Annotated in this window: 9 protein-coding genes; 6 read left to right on the top strand and 3 right to left on the bottom strand. The window is 43.0% G+C overall.

The genetic code is table 11. The features are described from left to right. Positions 1–62 precede the first annotated feature (62 nt). Positions 63–557, top strand: a complete 495-nt coding sequence (locus D7V32_RS02090) for a winged helix-turn-helix transcriptional regulator (RefSeq protein WP_120401269.1) — start codon at positions 63–65, stop codon at positions 555–557. A 39-nt stretch (positions 558–596) separates the two neighbouring features. Here D7V32_RS02090 and putP read toward each other — a convergent pair whose 3' ends face one another. Continuing rightward, complete coding sequence (gene putP / locus D7V32_RS02085; protein WP_120401336.1) at positions 597–2,111, bottom strand: sodium/proline symporter PutP; 1,515 nt, start codon at positions 2,109–2,111, stop codon at positions 597–599. Positions 2,112–2,561: 450 nt separating this feature from the next. Here putP and aspA point away from each other — a divergent pair, with 450 nt between their 5' ends. From aspA to D7V32_RS02060, 5 genes are all read left to right on the top strand, one after another. Beyond that, positions 2,562–4,010, top strand: coding sequence for an aspartate ammonia-lyase (gene aspA / locus D7V32_RS02080; protein ID WP_120401268.1), 1,449 nt, complete (start codon positions 2,562–2,564; stop codon positions 4,008–4,010). A 167-nt stretch (positions 4,011–4,177) separates the two neighbouring features. Then, positions 4,178–4,537, top strand: a complete 360-nt coding sequence (locus D7V32_RS02075; protein ID WP_120401267.1) for a hypothetical protein — start codon at positions 4,178–4,180, stop codon at positions 4,535–4,537. A gap of 139 nt (positions 4,538–4,676) precedes the next feature. Further along, positions 4,677–8,135, top strand: coding sequence for a transcription-repair coupling factor (gene mfd, locus D7V32_RS02070; protein WP_120401266.1), 3,459 nt, complete (start codon positions 4,677–4,679; stop codon positions 8,133–8,135). A gap of 232 nt (positions 8,136–8,367) precedes the next feature. Then, positions 8,368–8,802 (top strand): HIT domain-containing protein, encoded by a 435-nt coding sequence (locus D7V32_RS02065; RefSeq protein ID WP_120401265.1) that lies wholly within the window; start codon positions 8,368–8,370, stop codon positions 8,800–8,802. A gap of 123 nt (positions 8,803–8,925) precedes the next feature. After that, positions 8,926–10,332 carry an adenylate/guanylate cyclase domain-containing protein gene (locus D7V32_RS02060; RefSeq protein ID WP_120401264.1) on the top strand — a complete coding sequence of 469 codons (1,407 nt, stop codon included), beginning with the start codon at positions 8,926–8,928 and terminating at the stop codon, positions 10,330–10,332. Positions 10,333–10,413: 81 nt separating this feature from the next. Here D7V32_RS02060 and fdx read toward each other — a convergent pair whose 3' ends face one another. Together fdx and hscA are read right to left on the bottom strand one after the other, a co-directional pair. After that, on the bottom strand, positions 10,414–10,752 hold the full coding sequence (gene fdx / locus D7V32_RS02055) for an ISC system 2Fe-2S type ferredoxin (protein ID WP_120401263.1): 339 nt from the start codon (positions 10,750–10,752) through the stop codon (positions 10,414–10,416). A 16-nt stretch (positions 10,753–10,768) separates the two neighbouring features. After that, the gene (hscA, locus tag D7V32_RS02050; RefSeq protein ID WP_120401262.1) at positions 10,769–12,628 is read right to left on the bottom strand and encodes a Fe-S protein assembly chaperone HscA; all 1,860 of its coding nucleotides are present in this window, start codon (positions 12,626–12,628) and stop codon (positions 10,769–10,771) included. Positions 12,629–12,648 lie beyond the last annotated feature (20 nt).

Below are 12,648 nucleotides of genomic sequence, written 5' to 3'. Positions count from 1 at the left end.
GATCACAGAAAATATGCAGTACAACTCACTATAATTTGATCTATTTTTAGGGAAAAATTCAGATGGCGAGCCCAATCATGCTATTGGACCGTACAGATATCAGGATATTGGATATCCTGCAGAAAGATGGTCGTATTTCAAATATTAAATTGGCTGAAGCGGTAAATTTATCGCCTACAGCAGCGCTGGCGAGAGTGCAGAAGCTGACAAAGGATGGTTATATCATCGGCTATGAAGCAAAGCTTAATCCAGACATGCTGAATAAGAGCTTTGTGGTTTTTGTCGAAATTTTATTGGACAAAACAACGCCGAATGTTTTGGAGGAATTTACAGATGCTGTCATTCATTTTCAAGATATTGTGGAGTGCCACATGATCAGCGGCGGTTTTGATTTTGTTGTGAAGATTCGCTGCGCAAATATGGAAGAGTTCCGTAAAATTTCAGGGCAGGTACTTTGGCAGCTGCCTGGTGTGAAAGAAACCCGCAGCTATCCTGTGATGGAAGTGATTAAGGAAACACATCAGATTAATATCAAGCAGCCTGTCAAAAAGACTTAAATAAAAAAGGGGCCGAGGCCCCCTTGAATTTGAATCGTATTATTTACCTGTTTTCATTTCCTGCATTTCTTTTTCATAAAGATTTTTAGCAGCGTCAAATCGGTCAGTCACATCTTTAGCGGGCGCTTTGCCTAATAGGCTGACAACGACAATGCTGATCAGCGCAAAGATGAAGCCAGGAATAATTTCATAGACTTCAGTATGCGCCATGGTATTTTTCCATACAATTACGGTAACTGCACCAACAATCATGCCGGCAATTGCGCCGTTCAGCGTCATGCGTTTCCAAAATAAAGACAGAATAATCAATGGGCCGAAAGCAGCGCTAAAACCAGCCCATGCATAAGCAACTAAGCCTAAGACTTTGCTGTTGGGGTTCATAGCAAGGATAATTGCTAGAACTGCAATGGCTGCAACCATAAAGCGCCCGACCCAGACGAGTTCATATTGAGAGGCATTTTTGCGTACAAAAGCTTTATATAAGTCTTCGGTCAAGGTGCTTGAACAAACCAGCAGCTGGCAGCTGAGCGTACTCATAACCGCAGCTAAAATCGCCGCAAGCACAATACCTGCAATCCACGGGTTAAACAGAATTTTGGTCAACTCCATAAATACTGTTTCAGGGTTGGCGCTGACTGCAGCAGCCAGTTCAGGATGCGCTTGAAAGTAAGCAATCGCGATATAGCCGACAGCTACCGCACCGCCTAAGCAAAGAATCATCCATGTCATGCCAATGCGGCGGGCGGCTGGAATGGACTTGACAGAGTCCGCAGCCATAAAGCGCACTAAAATGTGCGGCTGGCCAAAGTAGCCTAGCCCCCATGCCATGGATGATAAAATAGCGACGGTGCTTAAGTCGGAGAGCATGTTGCTGGCCAATGGACGGACAGATTCAACTGTGGCAGACAGCTGCTGTGCATTATCGCCTAAAGCAAGGTAAGTCATAATTGGTGCAAGCAAGAGCGCAAAAATCATGAGGCCGGCTTGAAATGTATCGGTCCAGCTGATGGCAAGAAAGCCGCCAATACAGACATAGCTGATGGTCGCAATAGCGCCAATCCACAGCGCTGTTGTATAGTTCCAGCCAAATAAGCTCTCGAATAAGCGTGCGCCGGCAACCATGCCTGAAGCACAGTAAATAGCGAAGAAAATTAAAATAACAACAGCGGAGATCACGCGCAGCACTTTTTTGCTGTCGCCAAAACGGCTGGTGAAATAATCGGGTAATGTGAGTGCGTTATTTTGCAGTTCTGTATGTGTGCGAAGTCTGCCCGCAACCAAGAGCCAGTTTAGCCAAGCACCTATAATTAAGCCGATTGCAATCCATGACTCTGATAGGCCTGATAAATAAATTGCACCGGGCAAACCCATCAGAAGCCAGCCGCTCATATCTGATGCGCCGGCAGAAAGTGCGGTAACGACGCTGCCTAAGCTTCGGCCGCCAAGAATATAGTCGTCAAAATTCGTTGTTGCCTTATAGGCATATAGCCCAATGCCAATCATCGCCACGATATAAAATATAAACGTGATCAGCGTAGGATTCATTTGGCTCATAGCTGCACCATCCATTGTCTGTTCAAATACTCATCTTTCCTTAATAAGATGAAATTTTGTTCTGTATTACTAAGGTGCTGATTCAAGCATAATTGGAAAATTACGCTCTGTTACATTTGAGTCGCTATTATTATTGTTTTGTGAAACTGATTGTAAAAATAGTTACAAAGTTGGAAATATTATGCATTTTATGCTTAAGCGTAAAATTTGTAATTCAGCATTAATATTCAAAAATGCAGTCTGGGATGCTAAAAAATATTTAATGAATAAAGGTGGTGCTGTTAGAGTTGAAGGGTAAAGTTAATTTTTACACAAAATTACATTTTTTACATAAATTATACGCTTGTAATAATTTATTTCATTATTTAGTGAAAGAACTGTAGCTTAAATCCCACGCTGATATAGCATGGGTGTGCACACTTTTAGTGCATTTAAAGAGAGAATATTGTTGTGTCTACGGTTCAGCTGGAAAAAACAAGGATAGAGCGTGATTTGCTAGGAGCAAAAGAGGTTCCTGCCCAGAGCTACTATGGTATTCATACTTTGCGGGCTTTGGAAAACTTCCAGATTTCCTCAAAAAAAGTCGGTGAGCATTTACCTTTTATCCGTGCACTGGCGCAAGTCAAAAAAGCCTCAGCGCAAACCAATTTAAAATTTGAGCAAATATCTGCAGAAATCAGCGCTGCGATTCAGCAAGCCTGTGATCAATTAATTAAACAGCCAGAGCAGTGGAGCCATGCATTTCCTTTAGATGTTTATCAGGGCGGTGCAGGAACTTCTATCAATATGAATACCAATGAGGTCATTGCAAATATTGCGCTGGAAAATTTGGGTTTGGCTAAAGGTACATATGCACGTATTCATCCAAATGATCATGTGAATAAGTCGCAGTCAACCAATGATGTTTATCCAACGGCTTTACGTTTAGCTGTGTATTACAGTTTAGAAAACTTATTTGCTGTAATGCGAAAAATTATTGACAGCATTCAGCTGAAAGCTGCTGAATTTAATTTTGTTATTAAGATGGGCCGTACGCAGCTGCAAGATGCTGTGCCTATGACATTGGGACAAGAGTTCCGCGCTTTTGCAACGCTGCTAAAAGAAGATTTGAAGCTGATTGATAATACCCGTCAGCTGCTTTTAGAAGTAAACCTTGGCGCGACTGCAATTGGCACAGGCGTCAATACGCCTTATGGCTATGCTTATGAATCAGTAAATGCTTTAAGAGAAATTACAGGCTTGCCATTGGTGGGCGCAGAGGATTATGTTGAAGCAACGAGCGACTGCGGTGTATTCATTATACTTTCCAGTACATTAAAGCGCTTGGCAGTCAAGCTGTCAAAAATTTGTAATGACTTGCGCTTGCTAAGCTCAGGCCCGCGCACGGGTTTGGCTGAAATTCGATTGCCTGAACTTCAGGCTGGCTCATCAATTATGCCTGCAAAGATCAATCCCGTTATACCGGAAGTGGTAAACCAGATTGCATTTAAAGTGATTGGAAATGATTTGACTGTGACGATGGCTGCTGAAGCAGGACAGCTGCAGCTTAATGTGATGGAGCCAGTCATTGCTGTTGCTATGAATGAGTCTATTGATTTGCTGTGCCAGGCCATTCAGACTTTAGATGAAAAATGTATTCAGGGTATTCAGGCAAATGAGCAGGCTTGTTATGATGCAGTGATGCGCAGTGTCGGTATTGTGACTTTACTTGATCCAATTTTAGGCCATGCAAAATGCGATGAAATTGGCAAGCAGTGTATTGCGGAAAATAAAACAATTCAGCAAGTTGTTTTAGAGCAAGGATTATTGACTCAAGAGCAGCTGGATCAAATTTTTGCATTCTCTAATTTAGTTTCTGAAGTGCAGACAGCCCAGCTGGATTTGGCGCAGGTTTCTTAAGCCGAATAATGAATAGCCTGATGTTTAGGCAGTATTCTTTTTAAGCAGCTTGTTTGTGCAGAAAAGCAGCATTTGCTGCTTTTCTGCATTTTAAAGGGTGAAATTGCAGAGAATGCGCAGAATTGTCTTTAGAATATCAAAGCTAAGCCTTTAGAGAGTTAAAATCAATGCTAAACAAGCTATCTGCATTATTTAAAAGTAATAAGCCTGACCCTGAGCAGCTGTACTTAGAAGAACACCATATTCAGTTTGAAGAAGGTAAAGGCTATATTGTTGCAGGCGCGGTTTTAAATGAAACTTTGGCTGCGCGCTTAGCATATCTTTCTAACCGCCGTTTACAGTCATTTGATGATTTGCAGGCTTTATACAATACAGCCATGATTATCAATGAAAAAATTGATTTGGAAATCGCTAATCAGCGTTACGCGGCGCATTTAGGAAATACGGAAGAAAATTTATTGGCCTTCAAACAGATTGTCAAACTGCTGAATGACTATTACCGTAATTTTAAGCGTGCACGCAAATAAGCGGCCTTTGGGCAAAACGGCTGAATTGCAGTGCAGGCCTATAAAGTAAAAGCTTGTAAAAACACGCCGATAATATACGCCTGCTGGAAAAACATCGTGTTAAAATATGCGCTATGTGGTCTAGACTTTAAAGCTATTCATGTTCCAACAAGAAATTTCCCAACTGAAAATTAAGCAGCTGAAAGCTGGCGAAAAACGCTGGATTGGCAATTTACAAGGATCAGCAACAGGTTTGCTGTTTAAAGAAATCAGCCAGCAGCACAGCCAGCTTTTTATCATGGTTGCACGAAACAGCCTGCACTTGGGGCAATTGGAAAGTGAGCTTGAATTTTATGGTATTAAGCCAATCATCTTTCCTGATTGGGAAATTTTGCCTTATGACCGTTTATCACCGCATCAAGATATCGTTTCTGAACGTTTAGCGATATTATCCAATATGCCTGCAAATGGTGTGCTGCTTTTGACGGCCGCCGCGCTGGCACAGCGTGTTGCGCCAGCTTCATGGGTGCTTGGAGAGCATTTTGATATCCGTGCAGGGCAGAAGTTTGATTTAGAACAGCAGAAAAAGCGTTTAGTTCAAGCAGGATATCGCTTGGTCGATACCGTGTATGACCATGGTGAATTTGCTGTACGCGGCAGCATTATGGATATTTATGCATCGGGACAAGAATCGCCGGTCCGTATTGACTTGTTTGATGATGAAATTGATACGCTGAAATTTTTTGATCCTGAAACACAGCGTACAACAGAAACTTTGCAGTATTTTACAGTATTGCCTGCCAAAGAATTTCCATTAAAAGAAGGCCGGGCAGTTTTCCGTGAGCGTTATGCCGAGCAGTTTCCAACGGCTAATCCAAAGAAAAACCCAATTTATCAAGATGTCATGGAAGGCATTGATTCACAAGGGCTTGAGTTTTATTTTCCGTTATTTTTCAGCGCAGCAGACATGCAGGCGCAAAGTACGCTGATGGCGTATTTGCCGGAGAATGGCATTGTCATTACAGATCAAGGCATTGATGAAGGTTTGACGCAGTTTTGGGCTGAAGTTGTCCGCCGTTATGAAGACCGAAGGCATAATGCAGATCAGCCGATTTTGCCTCCAGAACAGCTTTTCTTACAGCCCAATGCGGTGTTTGAGCAGCTGAATAAATTTGGACGCATTATTGCCTCGCAAGAGCCATTTGATGAAAAAGCAGGCGTGATTAATATTAATGCAGCGATTCCGCCTCGGCTGCCAGTCGACCCAAAACGGGAAAAACCATTTGCAGAGGTTAAAAAATACATTGATGATGCGAATCATCCTGTCTTGCTGGTTGCAGAAAGCGCGGGCCGCCGTGAAACGTTAAAAGATGCGCTGCGGCCTAGTTTGGGCAATATTCCTTATGTGGAAAATTTCCAAGTTTTTATAGACTCTCTGCATGCAATTGCAATTACCAATGCGCCTTTAGAGCGCGGTTTGCTGTTAACAGATAAAATTAGCGTTATTTCTGAAAATCAGCTTTATGAACATCGTGTGGTGCAGCGCCGCCGTAAACGCCAGCAGGAAGTTTCAGAAGAATTCCTGATTCGCAGCTTAACTGAATTAAATTTAGGTGCGCCAGTTGTACATATTGACCATGGCGTAGGTCGTTATGCAGGCTTGGTTACGCTGAGCATTGATGATCAGGATCATGAGTTTTTACAGCTGGATTATGCCAATGAGGCGAAAGTTTATGTGCCTGTAACGAATTTACATCTCATTAGCCGCTATAGCGGCGGTGATCCTGACTTGGCGCCTTTACATAAATTAGGCACAGATGCATGGAGCAAAGCTAAGCGTAAAGCGCTGGAGCAGATTCATGATGTAGCAGCGGAGCTATTGCATATACAGGCCCGCCGTCAGTCTAAGCCTGGTTTTGGTTTTGAACTCGATCAGGCGCTGTATATGCAGTTTGCCAGCGGTTTTGCATATGAGGAAACCTTAGATCAGGCCAATGCAATTGAAGCGGTGGTTTATGATATGCAGCAGGCTAAACCGATGGATCGTTTGGTTTGCGGTGATGTCGGTTTTGGTAAGACAGAAGTGGCTATGCGGGCAGCATTTGTTGCCGTGCAAAATAATAAACAAGTGGCCGTATTGGTGCCGACCACCTTGCTTGCGCAGCAGCACTATGAATCATTTAAAGACCGTTTTGCCGATTGGCCTATACGCATTGAAGTGCTGTCGCGTTTTGGTTCATCGAAAACACATGCCAAGACCATTGATGATTTGGCAGATGGTAAAGTGGATATTGTGATTGGAACGCATAAAATCCTGCAGGAAAATGTGCAATTTAATGATTTAGGTCTGATGATTGTCGATGAAGAGCACCGTTTTGGCGTGCGTGACAAAGAGCGTATTAAAGCAATGCGCGCTGATGTCGATATGCTGACACTTACAGCAACCCCAATTCCGCGTACTTTGAACATGGCATTTAGCGGGATGCGCGATTTATCTATTATTGCGACACCGCCAGCCCGCCGTTTAGCAGTCAAAACATTTGTCCAAGAGCATACGGATGCTGCGGTTAAAGAAGCTATTTTGCGTGAATTGCTGCGCGGAGGACAAGTTTACTTTTTGCATAATGAAGTTGATACGATTGAGCGTACCGCAGAAAATATCCGCCACTTAGTGCCTGAAGCGCGTGTCGCGGTGGCGCATGGCCAAATGCGCGAACGTGAACTGGAACAGGTGATGCAGCAGTTCTATCACAAAGAATACAATGTACTGGTCTGCTCAACCATTATTGAAACAGGTATTGATGTACCCAATGCCAATACTATTCTTATAGAGCGGGCAGATAAGCTCGGCTTGGCGCAGCTGCATCAGCTTCGCGGCCGTGTCGGGCGTTCTCATCATCAGGCATATGCCTATTTGCTGGTACCGTCAATAAAAGGTTTAAAAGGCGATGCTGAAAAACGCCTTGATGCGATCAGCCGCGCTGCAACACTGGGCGCGGGTTTTATGCTGGCAACTGAGGATTTAGAAATCCGCGGCGCAGGTGAGCTGCTGGGTGAACAGCAAAGCGGATCAATGCAAGCGATTGGCTATAGTTTGTATATGGAAATGCTGGAAAAAGCGACTAAAGCGATACAAAAAGGTAAAACACCTAACTTTGACGCACCGCTGTCATTAACTGCAGAAATTACCTTGCATATGCCTGCGCTGATCCCAGATGAATATTTGGGGGATGTACATCAGCGTCTGCTGTTTTATAAACGCATCAGCAACACCGATACCAGTGAAAAGCTGGACAATATCCGCATGGAGCTGATAGACCGTTTTGGTGTGCCGCCGCAATCGGTAAAACAGCTGTTTGCGGTACACCAGATCCGTTTAAAAGCAGAACAGCTGGGTATAACCAAAATTGATATCAGCGCTCATGGCGGCAGTATAGAGTTTGCGCCAGATACACCTGTACAGGCAATCAGCATTATTCAAATGATGCAGAAACATCCGACATTCTTCAGAATGGATGGCGGACAGCGCTTAAAAGTCATGGTAATGCTTGAAGAATATGAGAAGCGGATTCAGTTTATAAATGACTTGCTGGACAGTCTTTTAAAAGAATTGCATTGATTTTGATCAAGACAAAAAAATTATGAGATCTTTCTTTAAATAAATCGAGTATTCTATCGCTTGTACAAAGAAATACTTGATTTTTTGAAGAAATTTATTAGAGTTTAAAGTGTGAAGTGCTTCTAGGTAAATCCGACTTATTTGTACTGAAACACAAAGCTCAGAATATTCACGTCCCTTTGGATGTGTTAGTATTAGCCATCATTCTAATTTTTGCATCATTTATAAAGATATGTTTAGTTTGCATCCACAACTTGCTCAAGATACGTTTTATGTAGGCGACTTTCCACTGTCAACATGTCGTTTAATGAATGATATGCAATTTCCGTGGCTAATTTTGATCCCGCGTGTTCCGGGTATCACAGAATTATATGAATTAAGCCAAGCAGATCAGGAACAGTTTTTACGCGAATCCAGCTGGCTGTCTAGCCAGCTGTCCCGTGTTTTCCGCGCCGATAAAATGAACGTGGCAGCTTTAGGCAATATGGTGCCTCAGCTTCATTTCCATCATGTTGTCCGTTACCAAAATGATGTGGCTTGGCCTAAACCGGTATGGGGTACACCAGCTGTTCCTTACAGCAATGATGTGCTTGCCCATATGCGTCAGACACTTATGCTGGCCCTTCGCGGTCAGGGTGATATGCCGTTTGATTGGCGTATGGATTGATCCAGTCACTGACCATATTAGGGAATAATGTGGCTATTGATGTCCATAAGGAGTGACTAAGTGGCATTGTTAGACGATTGGATAAATAAAGAGCCAAGGCAGTTCGAGTATTTTCATCGCTTGATGGGATATATCATGCTGTCTTTGGTATCTGTCGTCTATCATTACACCCAGCCAGATACACAGTATCAGGTTTATATTCCTTTATTCCTGCTGTTTGTGCTTTTAATTACGCCAAAGCTTTCGCATTGGCTGATTTACAGCTTTAATAATACAACGAAGCGCAATGTGATGTTTATTCTTGACATCATGATCATTGCGGTAATGCTGTCAGCTGTGCATTTAAATTTAGTGCTGACATTTTTAGCATTATTTGCGCTGCTGTATACGGTAATTAATAACAAAATTTCATTTTTAATGATGTCTTTGGCAACCTTGCTTGCAACGGCTGTCTTTTATATTTGCACCATTTTCATTTTTGGCTTCCATGAGTATTTTGATAACACCAGCAGTGAGCTTACTGTAGTCGGTTTTTTATGCTTGATTACGTACTTTGGTGTGGGCAGTTTTTATCAGCTGTCGCAAGTGCAATATATGGCCAGCAAAAAGAATCATTATTATGAACAGATGAACCGTTATATGGAATTTGCCAATCAGCTTAGCCGCTATGCGCCGGTACAGCTGTGGCAGTCGATTATGAAAGGTGAATCTGAAGCTAAAATTGAATATAAGCGTAAAAAACTTACGATTTTCTTTTCTGATATTCAAGGCTTTACCGAGCTTTCAGAGACGTTGATTCCAGACGATTTAGCCTTCTTGCTTAATGATTATTTGAGTCATATGACGGAAATTGCGAAGCAGTATGAGGCGACAGTTGATAAATTCATGGGTGATGCGATTCTGATTTTCTTTGGCGATCCGCATAGTGAAGGTGTGGAGCAGGATGCTAAAGTCTGTTTGGAAATGGCAATGGTCATGCGTCAGCAAATGAAATTGCTGCGTGAGCGCTGGATTAAAATGGGTTATCCGCCGCTGCATATCCGTATGGGTATTTCTACGGGTTATTGCCACGTAGGTAATTATGGCGCTGCACACCGTATGGCTTATACGATAGTTGGCCGTGATGCAAATTTGGCAGCGCGTCTGCAAAGCGCAGCTGAGGTGGATGAAATCTTAATTTCAGATGATACGCATAAGCTGATTAAAAATGATTATTTATGTGCGCCTAAAGCGCCAATTTACTTAAAAGGTATTCAGGGGCCTGTGCGGACTTGGCAGGTGATGGAAAAGTATACTTCGCAAAAAATGGATTATCAGCGCTGGTTTGACTACGAATACAAAGGTTTCCATTTGCTGTTGAATTTGGATGAAGTGCAGAACTTTGAATATCCTGAGCTGATTCATGTATTAGAGAAAATGATTAAGCGCATTCAAACGCAGCAGAAGATGACGAACTCAGAAGGTATTGTGAAGCTGAATCTTGAAGATGAGGTCATTGCAGAAATTAAAGAGGCAGAGTCTCATAGCTGATTTTAATGAAATTCATATTGTGAAATAAAACCAATAAAAAAAGACCGCTATGCGGTCTTTTTTTATTGCATTAAGAATATCTTAATGATTTTCTGATGCATGATTCAGGGTGTATTTTGGAATTTCAATTTCCAAATCTTCATCTTCGATTTTAACTTGGCATGACAGGCGGGAGTCTGCTTCTAAGCCCCAAGCGCGGTCAAGCAAATCAGCTTCGATATCATCCATTTCTTCAAGGCCGTCAAAGCCTTTCCGCACAACAACGTGACATGTTGTGCATGCTTTAGACATATCGCAGGCGTGTTCAATTTTAATGCCGTTGCTTAATAAGCTTTGGCAAAGATTGGCATTCGGCTCAACTTCAAACTCAGCGCCATTTGGGCAAATTGTTGCATGAGGCAATACTTTAATACGTGGCATAGTGTTGACCTATAAATTAGTTTGAGTTTGACCAGTCGTCGAGCTTAGTGCCTTTTAGCGCAGCGTCAATATGCTGATTCATACGAATGGCAGCAAAGCTGTCGCTATGTATTTTAAGCTGCTCTACGGCATGTTCAATAGCTTTAATGTCGTTTGACTCAAGCTGGGTTTCAAGTACAGATTTTGCTGCAGTTAATGCGGCTAACTGCTCAGTATTTAACAGGTGCTGGTCTGTAATTAGAGCTTGTGTCAGCGCTTCGAGTTCACGCTGCGCTTCTACTTTGGTTTCTTGAAGATGACGCAGATTTTTATCTTCTGCTGCAAACTTAAAACCATCGAGCAGCAGACGTTCTGTATCAGATTCAGAGAGGCCATAAGATGGCTTAATGTCAATTTGCGCGTGGACGCCAGAAGTTGTTTCTGTTGCAGATACAGTGAGAAGGCCGTCAGCATCGACTTGGAAGGTTACTTCAATACGCGCTTGACCTGCGGTCATTGGCGGAATGCCGCGCAGGACAAAGCGGCCTAGGCTTCGGCAATGCTCAACTAAATCACGCTCACCTTGCACAACATGAATCAGCATGGCTGTTTGGCCATCCTGATAGGTGGTGAACTCTTGACGGCGTGCAACAGGAATTGCTGTATTGCGCGAAATTAGACGCTCTACCAAACCGCCCATGGTTTCTAGGCCAAGAGAAAGCGGTGTTACGTCTAAAAGCAATGAGCCTTCCTTGGTGTTGCCAATCAGCTGGTTTGCAGTGATTGATGCGCCAATTGCGACAACTTCATCTGGATTAATGGTGCAAAGCGGTTCTTGCTGGAAAACTTCACGCACAGCATTTTGTACTGCATATGAGCGGGTAGAGCCGCCAACAAGCACAACATTTTGAATGTCGCTAAGCTCTAGTTTTGCATCACGCAATACGCGCTTACATACGCTAATCGTTTTATCTAAAGCAATTTTGATAATTTCTTCAAATACTGGGCGGTTTAGTGTTAGCTGATATTCAGCAACTTGCAATTCAGCGGATTCTGCATCTGTTAACGCTTCTTTGGCTTTACGTGCTGCGACAAGGAAGTGCGCATACTCAGTATCATTGAGAGTTTCAATGTTTAGCTGCTTTTTAGCCCATTTTACAATTAAGCGGTCTAAATCATCACCGCCAAGCGCAGTATGGCCGCCAGTCGCTAAAACTTCAAAAACACCTTGAGAAAAACGCAAGATAGATACGTCAAATGTACCGCCACCTAAGTCATAAATGACATAGTTTTGATCGTGCGCAAGATTGGTTTCTTGATCTAAACCATAAGCAACTGCAGCTGCAGTTGGCTCATTCAGCAGGCGTAAAACATTCAGGCCTGCAAGCTGCGCTGCATCGCGTGTCGCTTGGCGCTGCGCTTCATCAAAATATGCTGGAACGGTAATTACAGCGCCATTGATTGGATTTTTTAAGCTTTCTTCGGCACGGTCTTTTAGCTGTTTTAAAATTTCAGCTGAAATCTCTACAGGCGTTTTGCGGCCTTGTGCAGTTTCAAATGCAGGCATTTGATTGTCTGCGCCAGCCAGTGTGTAGGGGTGCTGGAATTTAATATCGGCTTTTGAGCGGCCCATAAAGCGTTTTACTGAAACGATCGTGTTCTTCGGATCGGCAGTGATAAATGTTTTGGCTTCGTCGCCATATGCAGCTGAGTTTTCAGTGTAGTGAACAATAGACGGAAGTAACACTCGGCCTTGTTCGTCTTGAAGCACTTTCGCTTTACCTGAAAGTACAGAGGCGACTAGAGAATGTGTAGTACCTAAATCGATACCAATTGCAATGCGGTGTTCATGCGGTGCACTTGATTGACCAGGTTCTGCAATTTGCAAGAGAGCCATGTGTTACATCCTTTGAACGT

It is taken from the genome of Acinetobacter tianfuensis (assembly GCF_003611465.1).
Lineage (GTDB): Bacteria > Pseudomonadota > Gammaproteobacteria > Pseudomonadales > Moraxellaceae > Acinetobacter > Acinetobacter tianfuensis.
The sequence above is the reverse complement of the archived record's forward strand: the minus strand, read 5'-3'. Positions and strand labels throughout refer to the sequence as shown.

Excerpts from the sequence above, each read along its gene's own strand:
- D7V32_RS02065 (WP_120401265.1), top strand. The coding sequence starts at position 8,368 with ATGTTTAGTTTGCATCCACAACTTGCTCAAGATACGTTTTATGTAGGC.
- D7V32_RS02090 (WP_120401269.1), top strand. The coding sequence starts at position 63 with ATGGCGAGCCCAATCATGCTATTGGACCGTACAGATATCAGGATATTG.
- D7V32_RS02075 (WP_120401267.1), top strand. The coding sequence starts at position 4,178 with ATGCTAAACAAGCTATCTGCATTATTTAAAAGTAATAAGCCTGACCCT.
- fdx (WP_120401263.1), bottom strand. The coding sequence starts at position 10,752 with ATGCCACGTATTAAAGTATTGCCTCATGCAACAATTTGCCCAAATGGC.
- mfd (WP_120401266.1), top strand. The coding sequence starts at position 4,677 with ATGTTCCAACAAGAAATTTCCCAACTGAAAATTAAGCAGCTGAAAGCT.
- putP (WP_120401336.1), bottom strand. The coding sequence starts at position 2,111 with ATGAGCCAAATGAATCCTACGCTGATCACGTTTATATTTTATATCGTG.
- hscA (WP_120401262.1), bottom strand. The coding sequence starts at position 12,628 with ATGGCTCTCTTGCAAATTGCAGAACCTGGTCAATCAAGTGCACCGCAT.
- D7V32_RS02060 (WP_120401264.1), top strand. The coding sequence starts at position 8,926 with ATGGGATATATCATGCTGTCTTTGGTATCTGTCGTCTATCATTACACC.